General features: G+C 52.1%; 22 protein-coding genes and 1 pseudogene. 9 read left to right on the top strand and 14 right to left on the bottom strand.

All coding sequences use genetic code 11. The features are described from left to right. Window positions 1-292: 292 nt before the first annotated feature. The 10 genes from VSQ83_RS25960 to VSQ83_RS25915 form a co-directional block, all read right to left on the bottom strand. Window positions 293-583, bottom strand: a complete 291-nt coding sequence (locus VSQ83_RS25960; protein ID WP_279158011.1) for a hypothetical protein — start codon at window positions 581-583, stop codon at window positions 293-295. 711 nt (window positions 584-1,294) lie between these two features. Then, window positions 1,295-2,458, bottom strand: coding sequence for a 3-hydroxy-D-aspartate aldolase BhcC (bhcC, locus tag VSQ83_RS25955; RefSeq protein ID WP_279158012.1), 1,164 nt, complete (start codon window positions 2,456-2,458; stop codon window positions 1,295-1,297). A gap of 12 nt (window positions 2,459-2,470) precedes the next feature. After that, complete coding sequence (bhcB, locus tag VSQ83_RS25950; RefSeq protein WP_279158013.1) at window positions 2,471-3,418, bottom strand: beta-hydroxyaspartate dehydratase BhcB; 948 nt, start codon at window positions 3,416-3,418, stop codon at window positions 2,471-2,473. An 18-nt stretch (window positions 3,419-3,436) separates the two neighbouring features. After that, window positions 3,437-3,844 carry a RidA family protein gene (locus VSQ83_RS25945; RefSeq protein ID WP_218277891.1) on the bottom strand — a complete coding sequence of 136 codons (408 nt, stop codon included), beginning with the start codon at window positions 3,842-3,844 and terminating at the stop codon, window positions 3,437-3,439. A gap of 58 nt (window positions 3,845-3,902) precedes the next feature. Then, complete coding sequence (locus VSQ83_RS25940) at window positions 3,903-5,198, bottom strand: NAD(P)/FAD-dependent oxidoreductase (RefSeq protein ID WP_104882138.1); 1,296 nt, start codon at window positions 5,196-5,198, stop codon at window positions 3,903-3,905. A gap of 55 nt (window positions 5,199-5,253) precedes the next feature. After that, complete coding sequence (locus VSQ83_RS25935) at window positions 5,254-5,607, bottom strand: RidA family protein (protein ID WP_279158014.1); 354 nt, start codon at window positions 5,605-5,607, stop codon at window positions 5,254-5,256. 307 nt (window positions 5,608-5,914) lie between these two features. Further along, the gene (locus tag VSQ83_RS25930) at window positions 5,915-6,646 is read right to left on the bottom strand and encodes an amino acid ABC transporter ATP-binding protein (protein WP_279158040.1); all 732 of its coding nucleotides are present in this window, start codon (window positions 6,644-6,646) and stop codon (window positions 5,915-5,917) included. Between the two features lie 71 nt (window positions 6,647-6,717). Continuing rightward, complete coding sequence (locus VSQ83_RS25925) at window positions 6,718-7,410, bottom strand: amino acid ABC transporter permease (RefSeq protein ID WP_326427898.1); 693 nt, start codon at window positions 7,408-7,410, stop codon at window positions 6,718-6,720. A 2-nt stretch (window positions 7,411-7,412) separates the two neighbouring features. Further along, window positions 7,413-8,144, bottom strand: coding sequence for an amino acid ABC transporter permease (locus VSQ83_RS25920; RefSeq protein ID WP_279158016.1), 732 nt, complete (start codon window positions 8,142-8,144; stop codon window positions 7,413-7,415). A 55-nt stretch (window positions 8,145-8,199) separates the two neighbouring features. Then, a complete protein-coding gene (locus VSQ83_RS25915) occupies window positions 8,200-9,111 on the bottom strand; it encodes an amino acid ABC transporter substrate-binding protein (protein WP_279158017.1) in 912 nt (303 codons plus the stop codon). 218 nt (window positions 9,112-9,329) lie between these two features. On the opposite strand from VSQ83_RS25915, the gene VSQ83_RS25910 reads away from it, so the two are divergent. Continuing rightward, window positions 9,330-10,232, top strand: a complete 903-nt coding sequence (locus tag VSQ83_RS25910; protein WP_326427897.1) for a LysR substrate-binding domain-containing protein — start codon at window positions 9,330-9,332, stop codon at window positions 10,230-10,232. Window positions 10,233-10,453: 221 nt separating this feature from the next. Here the strand turns inward: VSQ83_RS25910 and VSQ83_RS25905 are convergent. Further along, window positions 10,454-11,307 (bottom strand): IS5 family transposase gene (locus tag VSQ83_RS25905; RefSeq protein WP_086005488.1). Its coding sequence is split into 2 segments (ribosomal slippage): window positions 10,454-10,963 and window positions 10,966-11,307, totalling 852 coding nucleotides; the frame shifts between segments, so codons are not numbered across the junction. Between the two features lie 51 nt (window positions 11,308-11,358). Here VSQ83_RS25905 and merG point away from each other — a divergent pair. The 6 genes from merG to yidD all read left to right on the top strand — a co-directional run bounded on the left by merG (window position 11,359) and on the right by yidD (window position 14,043). Further along, window positions 11,359-12,018 carry a phenylmercury resistance protein MerG gene (merG, locus tag VSQ83_RS25900; RefSeq protein ID WP_326427896.1) on the top strand — a complete coding sequence of 220 codons (660 nt, stop codon included), beginning with the start codon at window positions 11,359-11,361 and terminating at the stop codon, window positions 12,016-12,018. A gap of 83 nt (window positions 12,019-12,101) precedes the next feature. Further along, window positions 12,102-12,740 (top strand): organomercurial lyase MerB, encoded by a 639-nt coding sequence (gene merB / locus VSQ83_RS25895; protein ID WP_033917449.1) that lies wholly within the window; start codon window positions 12,102-12,104, stop codon window positions 12,738-12,740. Then, window positions 12,737-13,078: a mercuric resistance transcriptional repressor MerD gene (merD, locus tag VSQ83_RS25890; RefSeq protein ID WP_033869424.1), complete on the top strand. Its 342-nt coding sequence runs from the start codon at window positions 12,737-12,739 to the stop codon at window positions 13,076-13,078. Before merB ends, merD begins: the two co-directional genes overlap by 4 nt. Next, a complete protein-coding gene (locus VSQ83_RS26875) occupies window positions 13,071-13,241 on the top strand; it encodes a transcriptional repressor (protein ID WP_196484667.1) in 171 nt (56 codons plus the stop codon). Before merD ends, VSQ83_RS26875 begins: the two co-directional genes overlap by 8 nt. Then, window positions 13,241-13,714, top strand: a complete 474-nt coding sequence (hisI, locus tag VSQ83_RS25885; RefSeq protein WP_034389874.1) for a phosphoribosyl-AMP cyclohydrolase — start codon at window positions 13,241-13,243, stop codon at window positions 13,712-13,714. Before VSQ83_RS26875 ends, hisI begins: the two co-directional genes overlap by 1 nt. Beyond that, window positions 13,711-14,043: a membrane protein insertion efficiency factor YidD gene (gene yidD, locus VSQ83_RS25880; protein ID WP_034389870.1), complete on the top strand. Its 333-nt coding sequence runs from the start codon at window positions 13,711-13,713 to the stop codon at window positions 14,041-14,043. Before hisI ends, yidD begins: the two co-directional genes overlap by 4 nt. A 3-nt stretch (window positions 14,044-14,046) precedes the next feature. Here yidD and VSQ83_RS25875 read toward each other — a convergent pair whose 3' ends face one another. The 3 genes and pseudogenes from VSQ83_RS25875 to merR all read right to left on the bottom strand — a co-directional run bounded on the left by VSQ83_RS25875 (window position 14,047) and on the right by merR (window position 16,005). Then, on the bottom strand, window positions 14,047-14,463 hold the full coding sequence (locus VSQ83_RS25875; protein WP_033869425.1) for a SufE family protein: 417 nt from the start codon (window positions 14,461-14,463) through the stop codon (window positions 14,047-14,049). 210 nt (window positions 14,464-14,673) lie between these two features. Continuing rightward, window positions 14,674-15,498: pseudogene (locus VSQ83_RS25870) on the bottom strand (IS256 family transposase); the annotation flags it as partial. A gap of 33 nt (window positions 15,499-15,531) precedes the next feature. Then, the gene (merR, locus tag VSQ83_RS25865; RefSeq protein ID WP_023102386.1) at window positions 15,532-16,005 is read right to left on the bottom strand and encodes an Hg(II)-responsive transcriptional regulator; all 474 of its coding nucleotides are present in this window, start codon (window positions 16,003-16,005) and stop codon (window positions 15,532-15,534) included. A gap of 52 nt (window positions 16,006-16,057) precedes the next feature. On the opposite strand from merR, the gene merT reads away from it, so the two are divergent. Then, window positions 16,058-16,408, top strand: a complete 351-nt coding sequence (gene merT, locus VSQ83_RS25860) for a mercuric ion transporter MerT (protein WP_023102385.1) — start codon at window positions 16,058-16,060, stop codon at window positions 16,406-16,408. A 13-nt stretch (window positions 16,409-16,421) separates the two neighbouring features. Beyond that, the gene (gene merP / locus VSQ83_RS25855) at window positions 16,422-16,700 is read left to right on the top strand and encodes a mercury resistance system periplasmic binding protein MerP (RefSeq protein ID WP_003131880.1); all 279 of its coding nucleotides are present in this window, start codon (window positions 16,422-16,424) and stop codon (window positions 16,698-16,700) included. Window positions 16,701-16,712 lie beyond the last annotated feature (12 nt).

The following is a 16,712-nucleotide window of genomic DNA, read 5'->3' as shown; positions in this document are numbered from 1 at the left end:
AGGAATTGATCGATGAGCAATGAAGGCTCTGAGGCAATGCTGGTATGGCGAAATCGCTTTCTTCAGCATGGCACTCTGTGTGAGGACAGACACCATGAGGTTGGCAGGACGCTGAACGGTTGGAGCGATCACGCCTGATCAGTGTAGAGCAGTGGATTGGACTGACGAAATTGGCGAACAGGGCATTGCTCGCCGGTGAGGATGCGCCGAGCTTGTAGCTGCACCTCAATTCCCAAATGAGGTGGCCGTACTATGCGTATAGTACGACCAGCTGAATGGTTAGCGACTGATTCTAAGCTACCTGCGCCACAGGAGATCGCTGCTTCGTAGCGAAACGTCTCGCTCTTCCGACGCCCCATGCCAAAGCTCGGGTCATCGACTCGCCTGGTCGGGAGTCGAAGGTTTCTTCGTGAATCGCCATGCCGCTACCGGCATACACACCGATAAACATCTGCGTTTGGCCTGTCCGCGAGAGCCTCACTTGGACGTCGATGGTGGTGCCGTCATCAAGCTCCTCGTCATGAGTCCGATGATGAAGCACTGGATCAGCCCACTGCCAAAAAACCTCACCGCGAATACGCATGCCGCTCTCCTTCGACTTTAGTCTTATACGGAATCCTCACCTTACCAAAGCGAGGAGGCAGTTCAATTACTAAGGCGGTAGAGATATGGGTATCAGACAATCGGCGCGATTTTCGATACAAAAAAATTTTCTTGTATAACTTTTCAATACTGGTTAGTCCGACGGAGCAGGGAACCGCTTTGCCAAGAAGTCGGCTGCTGCGGAATTCAGCAAGTCAGGAGTAGGTTTTTCCCCAAGGATGACATTAACTGAACCTCCACATGTATTCGAGTTTGGAGCGAAGCGGCATTCGACAATTCAAGGTGGTATAGCGACGGTACCTCGGTGGAGGTCGAAATCTAAGCACCTCAGTTATGGCCTCTCGTGTACAACCTTAGGCGCGGCTTTTAGCGGGACGAATGCCGGCAGCGAAGCCGCTGCGGGCTGATCTCGATAGGGCGGCAGCCATTTGCGGATGACGGTGGCATTGATGCCGTGGCTGATAGCGACACTGGACACCGTTGCGCCAGGTTGCAGGCATTCGCCAATAGGTAGGCGACCTGCAGGTCATCGGCCTCACGGCTCAGCGACTGGTCTCAGACCGAATGTCAGAACGGGTCGTAAAAAAGCCCACCATTTAGGTGGGCTCGCGGGCAATCTTGATTGCAGCTAGACCAATACTGGAAAAACGGCGAATCATACCCAATTTTTCAAACACACCGAGGCTTACATTTAAAAGGCTTTCCCACGAGCCGAGACGGGCCATAGAGACTCGACCTTACCGTTTCGCACCCCAACATACCAATCGTGGACGTTGCAGGTTGGATCGCAATGACCGCTCACCAGTTTCAGCTTATCGTTTACCTGTAGGACTTGATCTGGGTCTTCTACAACACCGTGCTCGTCACTGCACTTAATGTATTTTACGTCATCGCGACCGTGCACAAAAGGAAGCCCACTATCAACAGACTGCGCCTTGAGTCCGGCGTCCACAACTGCGAGATGGGGTTTGGCATGGGACATGACGCTGGTCAGAATGAACAGCGCATTTTCCCACTCACCTTGGTCGATACGCTTACCTTCGATGTCACGAATCCGTCCATAATCCGCGTCCATGAAAGCGTAGCTACCGCACTGAAGCTCATTGTAAACTCCAGATTCACTTTCAAAATAATAGGAACCGGTACCCCCGCCGGATACCAATTCAGGATTGAGACCTTCGGCTTTCAGTGCGTCAACCGCTTCAGTCACCTGCGCAATAGCAGCAGCGAGTTTCGCTTTGCGATCCTCGTAATTGTCCATATGCTGCATTGCGCCCTGGTATGCCTGGATGCCCTTGAACTCAAGATTTTCGGCACGAGCAACTGCCTTGGCGATCTCTACGACCGCGCTGGAGGTAGTGACACCGCAACGGCCAGCACCGCAGTCGATTTCAACCAAAACACCAAGGTGGGTTCCATATTTTTTTGCAGCGGCAGACAAGTCAGCGACGTTATCGATGTCGTCTACGCAGACAGTTACGGTAGATCCGAATTTTGGCAGTCGGGCCAGGCGGTCAATTTTCAGCGGATCCCGAACTTCGTTGGTGACCAAAATATCAACAATGCCACCACGCGCAAAAACCTCCGCTTCTGATACTTTTTGGCAGCAAACGCCAACAGCGCCGCCAAGCTCGATCTGCAATCGAAGTACGTCGACAGATTTATGCATTTTGCCATGGGCGCGGTGACGCATACCATGCGCTTTAGCGTAATCACCCATTTTTTTTATGTTGCGTTCAAGCGCGTCCAGATCCAGGATCAGACACGGTGTCTGAATTTCACTTTCATCCATCCCTGGAAGAGCAGGAACATCGTAACCAACTTGCAACTCATTCATGTTTGCAGGGGCATTCATAATATTTTCTCCTCAATTCCAAGGCAGCTTATCGAGATCAACATTCCCACCGGTAACGATGATTCCAACTCGTTGGCCAGCAAAAATTTCTTTATTTTTCAAGATGACAGCTAAAGGTACAGCGCTGCTTGGTTCCACTACGATTTTCATTCGCTTCCAAATAAGCTTCATTGCATCAATGATTTCTTGTTCAGTAGCTGTGAGAATGTCAACAACATGGTTACTAACGAAATGCCATGTAAGTTCTTTCAATGGCACTTTGAGACCGTCTGCAACAGTGACAGGTGCATCGTCTGCGATAATCTTACCTGCTCGAAAGCTACGGGCTGCATCATCTGCATTCAAAGGTTCAGCTGCGTATACTTTAATCTGGGGAGCGAGATGAGAAAGCGTAAGACATGTACCTGAGACCATACCGCCGCCGCCGATTGGGGCAATTACCGAATCGAGCCTCTCAACCTGCTCGATTAATTCTGCAGAACAAGTTGCTTGTCCAGCTATCACCCGCCAGTCGTTGTAAGGATGCACGAATTCCGCGCCACTTTCCTCGACCACTTGAGCGAAAACCGCCTCACGCGAGGATGTGGAGGGCTCGCATTCCACAACAACACCGCCATAACCTTTGACTGCATCCTTCTTGGCTTGGGGTGCCGTATGGGGCATTACCACAGTACAGGGAATCCCGCGCTGGCCTGCGGCATAAGACAGGCAAGTTCCGTGGTTGCCGCTAGAATGGGTAGCCACGCCTTTAGCTGCTTGTTCATCGGAGAGCCCAAAGACTGCATTCGAGGCACCGCGAGCTTTGAAGGCTCCCGCTTTTTGCAAATTCTCGCACTTAAAAAACAGCTCTGCGCCTACCAGATCGTTGATAAAGCGTGATGTGAGAACTGGAGTCTTATGCACATACGGGGCGATCCGTTCCCGTGCTTCAAGCATGTCTTGAATCGTCGGAATAATCATCTCTTCCACCGCTTTTGACTATTTGTAAATATGGTTTGACGGATCAATTGCAACGGCGTCCAGTTCGATGAGGAAGCCATGGTGTAATTCTGGAACGGGCACTACAGAGCGGGCAGGTTTCGCGCTTCCAAACGCTCTCGAAAATGCAGCGTTGAAAACACCCCACTGATCCACCCCAACAATATAAGCCGTTACCTTCAGCACATTATCTGGGCTAGCACCTGCCGCATTTAGAATCGCAAGAAGATTGCCCAGTACTTGGTCAACCTGCTCCGCAAAAGGAGCTGCTTCATAGATACCTTGGGCATCAACTTTTATGGGGAGTTGGCCAGATATATGAATTAACCCCCCACCCTTGACCGCCTGACTGTAATGCCCCAAAGGCTGAGGCGCGCTATTCGTATTAACAATTGTAATATCAGTCATGAATGCCTCATGTTTCGTAAACAGTTAACCTTTCACCGACTCGGAGCAGACGAGGAACTCAATACATTTGGTGGGACTGAATCCTTCCAAACAGATTGAAGCGAGCAGGTGAGAAAGGTGAGATATCAATTGTTGTCTTTTCGCCTGCCACAAGGTCAGAAACCAACATCGCTGTCATCGGCGCTCCCGTCATTCCTAAGTGCCCATGGCCAAACGCATAGATGACATTTTGGCAACGTCGGGAATGACCGATTACCGGTAATGAATCGGGGATGCTCGGACGGAACCCCATCCACTTGGTAATATTTTTTTCCGGTCTAGTCGAAGAAAGCCCTGGAAAAAGATTTCGCGCATGCATATACAGCACGTCCGCACGCTTCCAATTGGGTGGGGCCTGCAGCCCTGCAAACTCCACAGTTCCCCCGATCCGCAAACCGGTATCCATTGGTGTAGCAATGAATTTTCCCTCGGCGTCCGTGGTAGGTATTTTGGGCACCACAAGAGGATCACGAATGAGAAGATGGTAACCGCGCTCAGTATCAAGCGGAATGTTATCCCCCAGGATTTCAGTGAGCGGTTTGGAGTGTGCACCGGCTGCGACTACCGCAGCGTCAACTGACACCACGCCAGAGGTGGTTTCAATTCCTATTAACTGTTCCCCGTTTAGAGCAAAGCCAGTCGCACGAGCGGACAGAAATTGACCGCCATTTTCTAGAACTTTTCGAAAAATTGAAGTTACTAGCTCATGTGGATTTGTCGTGTGCGAGTTTTCCGCAATAAGGACGCCTTTGGTATAAGCGCTGGAAATGCTTGGATCAAACTCACGTAGCTCTTCGGCACTCAAAGTCTGAGTTGATATTCCGTTGGCGTTCCTGAGCTCCCAACCACCGCGATCTTTGACAAAGGCCGATTCGGATCGATACACATAGAGGTGCCCTTCGTGTCGCAGAAGATGCTCAGCACCCGCCTCTTTCGCCAACGACTTAATCAAAGGAACGGTAGAACCGATGAGGCTTCTAAGCGCCTGGGACTGTTCCCAAACTTTAGCGCGCTTACCCGCGAGCAGAAATCTGACAAGCCAAGGTGTTATATTTGGCAAGTAGTTGAAACGAACGGCAAGTGGGCCCATCGGATCTAGGAGCCAGCTTGGGACATTTTTAATCATCCCGGGCATAGACATGGGAACAACAGATGATCCATTGAAGCAGCCAGCGTTACCGAACGACGCGCCTTCACCTGGCGGATCTGGATCAATTATCGTGACTTTGAAACCACGACGCTGAAGCATCAACGCAGTGCAAACACCGACGACTCCCGCTCCGATGACTCCAACATGCTTATCGGTCGAACTCATGATTGCTCTCTCAACGGCAGTGCGAAGCGCTGCAGTTAGAATGGGGTGGAATTCATTATTGGCACTTAGCTGCAGTTACAACGACTTCAACGAGAATATTGTCACCCAAATCAGACACGCCGATGGTAGCTCGAGCCGGTAGGGTTTCCGCATTGAGCCAAGACGTCCAAACCTCGTTCATTTCGGCTTTATTATTCATGTCTGTAATGAATAGACTGGCAGAGAGCAAACGGCTTTTATCGCTTCCCGAGGCAGCCAAGATCTTATCCAGCTTGCTGCACACCTGAAGCATTTGCTCACGCATGCCCAGATCTTTTGCGGCATCTGCAATTACGCCACCCAAGTAAACCACGCCGTTAAATGCGACGGAACGGTGCATGATTGGTGTTTTTTCGCGACGCGTAATCATAATCGTTATTCCAAGTAGTAGTTAAGCACCTTCCCGCGCATGTGGAACGAACACATGCGGGAAAATCGAAGCTTGTGGTGATGCGAGCGCCACCTGTCATAATATTTGGACATGTAGCTGGAGTAGTCAAATGCCAATTCAAGCCAGCTCGATGACTAAATGTTATGACTGAAATATGCAAATTATTTTATTGCCCATATAGGGCCCTAGACTCACACACTAGCTAGGAGTGGTGAACATAGGTTAAGTAGTTATAACGACCGCCTTTCAAAGAAGGCGGTCGAGGTTACCGCAGCCAGGGGCCGGGTTAGTGTGACAGAATTTTTGAAAGGAATGCCTGGGCCCGCTCGCTTCGAGGGGTACCAAAGAAGTCATCTTTTTTAGCATCTTCCACAATTTGTCCCTTGTCCATAAAAATGATCCGGTCTGCGACCTTTCTAGCAAATCCCATCTCATGAGTTACGACCATCATGGTCATCCCTTCCTGGGCAAGCTCGACCATTACATCCAATACTTCATTGATCATCTCTGGATCGAGTGCTGAGGTAGGCTCGTCAAAGAGCATGCAGATGGGATCCATCACTAATGCGCGTGCAATCGCCACTCGCTGCTGCTGACCACCGGAGAGCTGACCAGGGAATTTATTGGCATGATCCTTCAAGCCAACTCGCTCAAGCAGTTTCAGAGCCTTGGCCATCGCCTCGTCACGAGATCGTCCCAACACCTTAACTTGCCCCAAACACAAGTTCTCAGAAATCCGCAGATGAGGAAAGAGTTCAAAGTGCTGAAAAACCATTCCCACACGCGAGCGGAGTTTGGTGAGGTTTGTTTTACTGTCAGTAACTTGTATTCCATCAAGGGTGATAGTTCCAGCCTGAACTGGCTCTAACGCGTTAACGCATTTGATAAGGGTAGACTTACCCGAACCGGAGGGCCCACAAACAACTACAACCTCACCTTTACGAACATTCGTTGTACAGTCAGACAAAACCTTGAAATTTGGGCCATACCATTTACTGATGCCATTTATCTCAATCATAGCCGGCCCTACTGGCTGCTGCTGCGACATATCGGTTACAACCTGGAATTTAGTGTTAACTGACATTTTTATCACCGTATAATCGCAGTACGAGCTTCCAGACGCTTTACCAAGCGTGAGGCCACATACGAAATGAAGAAATAGACCAAGGCAGCGAAGATATACATTTCTACCAAACGAACATCGCGCTGCGCAACTTTCGATGCCGCACCAAGAAAGTCAGTCAATGAAATAACATATACAAGCGACGTATCTTGGAATAGCACAATCGTTTGAGTGAGAATCAGCGGCACCATGTTTCTCAAGGCTTGCGGCAACACGACATTGGTCATCACCTGTGTGTAGCTCAAGCCAACCGCATACCCAGCAGCTGTCTGCCCTCGCGATACGGACTGGATACCCGCCCTCATAATTTCCGAGAAGTATGCAGCTTCAAAAAGTGTGAATGTAATTAAAGCGGAAGTAAATGCACCGACCGCGATTGGCTGCTCCGAACCGATCAACCACGCACCCAGATATGGCACTAAAAAATAGAACCAAAAAATTACAAGGATGAGCGGAAGCGAGCGCATCAAGTTAACGTAAGTCCCAGCGAACGTTGACAGCGAGCGATGAGAGCTTAAGCGCATCAAAGCAAGAACTGTACCTAAGGCCAAGCCACCTATCGTTGCCAGGATGGTGAGTATTAATGTAAATTGCATGCCCTCTAAGAACAAGTACGGCAGAGAGCGAGTGATGACTTCAAAATCAAAATTCTGAAACATTATCATCTTCCCCCACTAAAACCTGGTATCGCGAGTTTTCTTTCAATTGCGCGCATACCCAGAGCCACCAAGACGTTGGTGATCAAATACAAGATAGTCGCAAGCGTGAACGCTTCGAATACTTGAAAAGTGAATTCCTGCATCGCACGTGTTCTAGCAGTGAGCTCCAATAGACCGATAGTTAGAGCTACAGAGGTATTTTTGACGGTATTGAGGAACTCTGAGGTCAGCGGCGGCAAGATGATTCGAAAAGCCATCGGTAGCAATACATACCTATAGACCTGAGCAGTCGTCAGCCCTATCGCTGTACCTGCGAATCGCTGACCTCTCGGCAGAGAGCCCAAGCCAGCCCGCAATTGCTCTGCTACCCGTACTGACATATAGAACCCGAGTGCAAATACAGTCGTCCAGAATGGAGCGTCAGGTAGGTTCTTTAGCCATCGGCCGATTTCTTGAGGTAAGAGCTCGGGCAGGACAAAGTACCAAAGGAATATTTGCACCAAAAAGGGGATGTTACGGAACAACTCCACATAGCCACTGGCAAAAGTTTGGCCAGCTTTCGATGGCAGCGTTCGCAAGACACCTACGACCAACCCTAACACGAGCGCAAGGAACCAGGCGCAGAGAGCCGTAGTGATCGTAACCCGCAGTCCCATCAAGAGTAAGTTCAGATAAGTCCCTGATCCATCAAGCGACTCTTGAGCAAATACAGACCAATTCCACATATAGTTCATAAACCAATCCTCCTTAAGGAAAAGTTTTCTAAAACTTGGTCATGACCAAACAGTGTTATGGCAGGTAGGTTGCCGAATCGGCAGAATCGGACGGGGTCTTGAAGGCTTTAGCGAGTGCCGGGCTAAGCGGAACACTCAAATTCAATCCACGTGGGGGAATCGGTTCGTTGAACCATTTATTATAAATTTGTTGCATCTGGGCGCTTTGGAAAAGCTTTGCTGTAGCTTCATTCACAAAGTTTTTGAACTGCTGATCCCCTCGGCGAATCATGATCGCATAAGGTTGAGGTGCTGAAAATGCTTCGGAGGATATTGAATATTCAGAAGGTTTTCTTGATCCGGCTACCAGCGATGCCAGCAAAATATCATCCATAACGAAGGCTGAAGCACGACCTGTGTCAAGCATCAAAAAAGCTTCTGCATGATCATTCGCTGCAACGATTTTTATACCAAGGTTGCGTGAAACATTCGTCCTACTCAGCTCCTGAATATTCGCAGTACCAGATGTAGAGACCACTGTTTGACCAGCCAGATCCGCGATGGTATTCAGATTGCTAGATTTTTTGGACACAAACCTGTTTGCAGTCAAGAAATAGGTATTCGCAAAGGCAACCTGATTCTGGCGCTCCAGCGTATTGAAAGTAGAACCGCATTCCATATCGACGGTGCCGTTTGCAATAAGCGGGATTCGAGACGCTGAGGTAACAGGATTAAATTTTATTTGAAGCTGCGGAGTCTGCAACTTTTCTTTCAGTTCGTCGACGACCTTAACGCAAATGTCGACTGCGTAACCAACAGGTTTTTGGTTTTCATCCAAATACGAAAAAGGCAACGATGAGTCGCGAAATCCAATCGTAACGATTCCGCTGTCTTTGATTTTCTTGAGAGTACCGCTAAGTTCTTCAGCAGATACTGCTGTAGAGGTAACTGCGATAAGCAAGGCGAGGTTGACCGCTTTCTTTAACATTATAGGAGTCCTCAACATTCCGATTGTGGAATAAATTGTATTTTTTGTATTTACGACATTCCTGCTTTAAATCTGCATTCCGCCTGGACTGCTACCAGCCGCTTCCGTGACATCACTCCGTCATCGTTGACCTATAATAAATGCGGTATGATGATGCCCGTCAAATGCATTATAATGCCTGCTCTATAACGTAATGTTATGGCCTTAGGAGAGAACAGATGCTCAAACATCGTCAAATTGAGGCTTTTCGCGCAATCATCATCGGTGGATCCATGTCCACTGCGGCGGGAATAATGGGCATCACCCAGCCTGCGATCAGCCGGCTTATCAGGGATCTTGAGCATGAAACGAAGTTGAATCTGTTCGAGCGCATGGGCGGGCGGCTTATCGCTACCGGTGATGCGATGGCACTGTATCGCGAGGTGGACAGATCATTCCAAGGCTTAGAACGTATACGCGATGTGGCACGAGATCTGCGGGAAAGACGAGGTGGTTCGTTACGGGTCGCTGCACTGCCAGGGCTAGCCAATGGCTTTCTACCTTCATTTGCCGCTAGATTCCTCAGCGTAAGACCTAACTTAAATATGTCGTTGCATGGCATGAACTCCCATTTTGTTCTTGAGTGGGTCACGAGTGGTCAATGTGACGTGGGCATTGTAGAAAATACTCAGATGGCTGGGGTCAAAACTGAAGACCTCCAACCATGTGAAATGGTCGCTGTCGTACCTTTCAACCATCCTCTTTCCGAACGCGATTATTTAACCCCTCAAGACTTTGAGTCTGAAGACTTTATATCGCTCATAAAACCCTCGGTAATGCATGTTATGGTTGACAGCATTATGAGGGATCGGGGAATCATCCGTCGTATTAAGGCAGAAACACCACTGTCGATGATAGCTTGCGGCATGGTATCAGCCGGCTTCGGTGTATCTATCGTAGATCCATTTACTGCTGAAAGATATTCGTCATCACTGGTAATACGTCCGTTGGAACCACCCATAGCAATCAACTGGAGCATAATTCTGCCTACGCACATTAAGGCATCCACTATCACAAATGAATTCGTCAGCGAATTCAAATCAGCTTTCAAGTCGTTTCTTTGTGATCCTAGGCAACACTAATATCTTCTATTTCAAACAAGCGTAGATTGCATATCTTTAGACAGTCCGGATGTTTAACGTAGCTTACACTAATGACGCTTGTCATCAGTGCTTGGATTCCGATAGACAGGAGCCATAGGTGGTAGGCACGTGAAAGTGAGTAAGCTAGACAACCGGACGAAATGATCCGAGGGCTATCATCAAGATAGTTGGACGACGTTGGTGCGGGCTGGAAATTCCCACTAGGCTCTGTACGTAAAGTATTGTCGCAAGCACCGCATAGCGCAGGCCAATGAGACCATCGCCGCAAAACTTGTTGCGAGCTTGTCGAAGCGCGTCACGATGCGACGGTTCTCCTTCAGCCAGCCAAACATGCGTTCGATGATGTTGCGCTGCCGATATTTGGGGCGATCAAAAAGTCGAGGCAATCCTGGCTTGGTTTTGCGCTTCATGCTTCGCAACGGAATGACTGGCTGCATGCGATAACGATCACAATACTGGCGCAGCGCTTCAGCGTCGTAACCCTTGTCAGCCAGCAACCAGCGGCAACGCTTGCGTGGGCGACCGCGCAGGCTGGGTATGCAAGCCTGATCGAGTAGCGGTTGGGCATAGGCTATATCGCTGGCTTGTCCGCCTGACAACAGGAAACGCAGAGGCACACCATTGGCGTCGCACAGCATGTGAATCTTGGTCGTCAGGCCACCCCGGCTGCGCCCGAGCGCGTGGTCTTGCGGTTCTTCAAATCCCCTTTTTTCCCGGCACCTGATGAGGCCCGGGTTGCTCGTACGGCAGTGGAGTCGATCATCCATGTTTCCAAGTCAATCAAACCCTGCTCATTCAATCGGATATGAAGACGCTTGAGCATCTGATCAAAAGCTCCGCAATCACGCCATCCCCGGAACCGTTGATAGATCGTTGACCAAGGGCCGAATCGTTCGGGCATGTCTCGCCAGGCTGCGCCAGAGCAAAGCACCCAGAGAATACCGTTTAGCATCAGGCGATCATCGGCCCGAGGGCGCCCGGTGCGCTGATTTTTGGTGAAGATATCTGCAACCAGATCCCAGGCTGCGTCGGGGAGTTCATACCGCTTTGCCATCTTGGCCTCCTGGCTTTTAATGGCGGTGTATTTTACAGAAAATCGTATTTCTTGGGTTTACGTACAGAGCCTAGACTAACAGCACGTTGCACCCGTGCATGCTTAACCATTCTGTTGGCGGGTACTGCAGCGTTTGGCTTGTCAAACAATGCGCTGGCGGCCTACGACTTTTCTAAGCTGGGAGCAGCGATCGAAACATTGGCGCCGGAGACCGTCGACGGCTGGGAAAAGAAAGCGAGGGCGGGCGATGCCATGGCGCAGAACATCATGGGTCTTGCCTACAAATGCGGTATGGGCGTAAAACAAGACCATGCTGCATCGATCCAGTGGTTTCGCAGGGCGGCCGAGCAGGGTGAAGCTGATGCGCAGTTCAACCTGGGGCGCCTCTACGCAAGCGAAGTCGACGGTATGTATAAGAAAGGGCGTGCGGCTCCTGCCGACGATGCACAGGCGTTCAAGTGGTACCGCCTCTCTGCCGAGCAGGGACACACGCAGGCTCAAGTCAGGCTGGCTCAACTGTTTGCGAAGGGGCTCGGTGAGGTCGCGCGCGACCAGGTTCAGGCCTACAAGTGGATGAGTCTGGCAGCAGCGTCAGGAGAACCAACGGCAGCAAAAGTCATTGCCGACTATGCGGCTCAAATGAAGCCCGAACAGGTGCAGCAAGCGCAATTGCTGGTCCAGGAATGGAAACGCCGGCAAAGCGCACGCTGACGTGATCTTTGAAAAGCGCGGCATGTAATCGCCAAGGGTGGGTTTATGCCGCGTAACCGCTGCTTGGATGTTGGAGGTGGAAATTGGACAAGACTATATATTCCAAAAAGATTGCCGAGAGCCTCTCATCTGGCAATCATCCAGAAGAGTTCGCAACCCTCTTCGTCACCCTGCTTCGTCAGCTTGTGATGGGAAGGCCTGTGTCACGCGAAGCGCTCGGCACCGCACTCGGATGGTCTGGGCAGAGGGTTGCAACTGTACTTGAGCCGGCGCCCGGTACCGAATATGACGAGCAGGGCAATATCATTGGACTGGGCCTGACGCTACGCGAAACCCCTCACGTTTTTGAAGTGGATGGCCGCCGTTTATACACCTGGTGTGCGCTCGACACCTTGATGTTTCCCGCTTTGATTGGCAAAACAGCCCGTGTCACGTCGCGCTGTGCTGCCACCGGCAGGCCGATTACGCTCACAGTTGCGCCAGAAGCAGTGCTTCAGGTTGAACCGGCGGAAACAATGGTGTCTCTGCTAACGCCGGATGCTTCACCCGACATTCGCTGTTCCTTTTGCTGTCATGTGCATTTTTTTGCATCGCCTTCTGTTGCAAATGCATGGGCTTCGACGCACCCGGGGATAGAGCTCGTGCCTGTCGAGAATGCATTCGGTCTCGGACATCTGATCGCGCATAAGCTGTTAGAAGACAGCGAGCGAAACACGGCATGAATGCCTACTCGATTTCGAAGCTTGCTGAAGATGCAGGCGTAAGCGTGCATGTTGTGCGCGACTACTTGATGCGCGGGTTGTTGCATCCCGCCTGGCGAACCGAAGGTGGCTACAACGTTTTCGATGCCAAAACACTGGAACGGTTGCGTTTCCTGCGCGTGGCCTTCGAGTCGGGACCCAGGCTCGACGAGTTAACGCGACTTTGCAGGGCGTTGGATGCAGGCGATAGCAAGTGCGTACACGGATGTGTCGAGCAACTGCGTCGGAAGATCGATGTGCGCCGAAAAGAGCTGATGGTGATCGAGACCTCTTTAGGCGAGTTGGCGTCCAGTGCATAACCTCACTATCTGTCGCCAGTGCGGCTACGTCGAAGAGCTGCACCTTGATGAAATTAGCGATCAGCTTGCCGCCCTGGCCCAGCGCCAAGGCTTCAACGTTGAGCGCCAAACGATTGAGCTTCAGGGCTTATGTCAAGCATGCCGATCCGTGAGTAATGCCTAATGTCCCAATTTGATGAACTCGCCCCTCAACAGCTTTTTAAGGCGTTAGAGTCAGCGACCACAACAGCTTCCCTGCCCAAGCTTGCAACGCTACTAGATGCCATTCGCTTTAATGAAGACGGCCTGATTCCCGCCATTGCCCAGCAACATGATACGGGCGAAGTACTGATGATGGCGTGGATGAACCGAGAAGCCCTGGAAGAGACGTTAACAACGCAGCGAGTTTGCTACTTCTCACGCTCGCGCCAAAAGCTATGGCGCAAAGGTGAGACATCAGGACAGCAACAGCGCCTTAAAAGCGCAGCGCTAGATTGCGATGGTGATACGCTGCTGGTTCAGGTGGAGCAAACTGGTCCCGCGTGCCATTCCGGCCGTCGCAGCTGCTTTTATGTGTCGCTCGGTGCAGACAGCGCCAAGATTACCAGCGAGCCGCTGATTGATCCGGCCACGCTATACGGTAAAAAAGCGCCGTGAAAAATTGGCTGTTCGCCATTAAACAGGTTTTTCTTAAGCTGCTAACAGCAGTGATGGTGGGCTGTATTCGCGTTTACCAATACACCATCAGCCCACTGCTTGGCCCTCGCTGCCGCTTCTGGCCAAGCTGCTCTTCCTATACCATCGAGGCCATCCAGGTGCACGGCCCTTTCAAAGGCGGCTGGATGGCTGTCAAACGCATCGTGAAATGCCACCCAGGCAGCCCAGGCGGCATGGATCCGGTGCCCGGTGGGCGCAGCGAAGCGCTCTGCCGTGAAAATGACGACCGCCCTACTGAGCGTTGCCGCTCAACCTTCTGCCGCCACTAACGTTTATCCTTGCTTAGCCACCTGATAGATACGCTCTAACATGGCGTGCAGGCCGTTACTGCGCGTGGGTGAAAGGTGCTTATCAAGCCCGAGATCTTTCAAGAAATGCGGCTCGGTCTGATTGATCTCTTCGGCTGTGCGCTCACTATAGATACGCAGCAATACGGCAATTAACCCTGATACGATGGCAGCATCCGATGTAGCCTTGAACACCAGTTTGTCGCCTGCCTGTTCATGGCACGTCCACACGTTGGATTGGCAGCCTTGGATTTTATATTCTTCCGTACGACGCTCCTCCGGAAAGTCAGGCAGCTGCTTTCCCATATCAATAATGTACTGATAACGGTCCATCCAGTTATCAAACATCTCAAACTCTTCGACCAGCTCCTGTTGGGCTAGCTCTGCGCCTGAAGTTGCCATGGCGTATCCTTTGCGTTGATGAATCACAGTCGCGGCTATTATAACGTTTCAGCCCCTGCTTTTGGGGGCGTTTTCAAGCGGTGGCGCTGCTGCTCTTGATGCCACTCATCGGCTTCGGTGTGCAAATAACGGCTGGTGGTATCTAGCTTGGCATGGCGAGCGCTTTCCGCTAAGTAACGCGAGTTATTGTCAAATTCTGTGTATGGCCGGTCAGGCGGCAGTCCTGTCTGACTGATCGGTCAAGGGTTCGCCGTCCTTGAACTGGACGTTGTTCACGACCAGCTCCAGCTTGTTGAACCCCTTGATCCGCTTCCAGCGCTTCTGGGCGCTCTGAAGCAGCTTGAAGACCATCGCCAGGGTCGTCGCTCTGGAGCCGCAGTTCCGGCTGCGCTTGCTCCGCAGGCGGACCGTGGCGAAGGTCGACTCGATCGGGTTGGTGGTGCGGATATGCACCCAGTGTTCTGCCGGGTAGTCATAGAACGCCAGCAGCTCCTCCCGATCCTTGGCCAGGCACTCCATGGCTCTGGGGTACTTGGCCTCGAAGCGTTTCACCGTGCGATCGAAAGCCTTGTGCGCCTCATCGCGGGTCTCGGCCATCCAGATCTCATGGAGGTCGGCCTTGACCTTGGGCTGCACGGATTTCGGCAGTTTATTCAATACGTTGGCAGTCTTATGGACCCAGCAGCGCTGGTGCTCGGTCTCTGGATAGACCTTGCTCAACGCCGCCCAGAAGCCCATGGCGCCGTCGCCAACCGCTAGCTTGGGGGCCGTCGTCAGCCCGCGCTCGCGTAGCCCCGTGAGCAGCTCTTTCCAGCTGGCCTCTGACTCACGCTGCCCATCCTCGACGACGACCAACTCCTTGCGGCCCTGCTCAGTGACGCCGATGATCACCAGCAGACACAGACGGTCATCCATGCGCACGTTGCTGTACACGCCGTCTGCCCACCAGTAGACGTAGCGCTGCTCTGATAAGCCCCGCTTCTGCCACTCGGCGTGCTCAGCCTCCCACTGCTTCTTGAGCCGCGACACAGTATTGGGGTCGTCTCAGAATTCGGAAAATAAAGCACGCTAAGGCGTAGTCACCCCGTGACTCCCCCGCGCCGATGCAGCGAGCTTCGTTCCGTCTTGCAGTGACGCAATCAGCGGGCAGGAAACGTTCCCTTTCCGCGCATGGCAGGCGCACACCAGTTCAGACAGCACGGCCTCCATGCGTGCCAAGTCGGCCATCTTCTCGCGCACATCCTTGAGCTTGTGCTCGGCCAGGCCGCTGGCTTCCTCGCAATGGGTGCCATCCTCCAGCCGCAGTAGCTCGGCGATTTCGTCCAGGCTAAAGCCCAGCCGCTGGGTCGATTTCACGAACCGCACTCGTGTTACATCCGCCTCGCCATAGCGGCGAATGCTGCCATAGGGCTTGTCTGGCTCCGGCAGCAGGCCCTTGCGCTGGTAGAACCGGATGGTCTCCACATTGACCCCGGCCGCCTTGGCAAAAACGCCAATGGTCAGATTCTCCAAATTTTTTCCATATCGCTTGACTCCGTACATAACTACGGAAGTAAGCTTAAGCTATCCAAACCAAATTTGAAAGGGCAAGCGTATGTCTGAACCTCAAAACGGGCGCGGGGCGCTCTTCACTGGCGGGCTAGCCGCCATCCTCGCCTCGGCTTGCTGCCTGGGGCCGCTGGTTCTGATCGCCCTGGGATTCAGCGGGGCCTGGATCGGTAACCTGACCGTGCTGGAACCGTACCGCCCGCTCTTCATCGGCGCGGCACTGGTGGCGCTGTTCTTCGCCTACCGGCGCATTTTCCGCCCCGCTCAAGCCTGCGCACCGGGCGAGGTCTGCGCCATCCCTCAGGTACGTACCTCCTACAAGCTGCTGTACTGGCTGGTGGCGGCCTTGGTGCTGGTCGCGCTCGGCTTCCCCTACATCCTTCCCTTGTTCTACTGATCAGGAGTTCACCATGAGAAAACTGCTCGCATCCTTAGCCCTCGCCAGCCTGGTCGCCACACCCGTCTGGGCGGCCACGCAGACCGTCACCCTGGCGGTGCCGGGCATGACCTGCGCCGCCTGCCCGATTACGGTGAAGACGGCGTTGACCAAGGTCGATGGCGTGACCAAGGCTGAGGTGAGTTTCGAGAACCGCGAGGCCATCGTCACCTTCGACGATACCAAGACCAATGCCCTGGCGCTGACTAAGGCGACCGAGGACGCTGGCTATCCGTCCAGCGTCAAGCAATAGGAGGGACTTCCG

This window comes from Pseudomonas sp. DSV-1 (assembly GCF_035830915.1).
Taxonomy (GTDB): Bacteria; Pseudomonadota; Gammaproteobacteria; order Pseudomonadales; family Pseudomonadaceae; genus Aquipseudomonas.
Note: the sequence above shows the minus strand (reverse complement) of the source record. Positions and strands in the feature narration are given on the sequence as shown.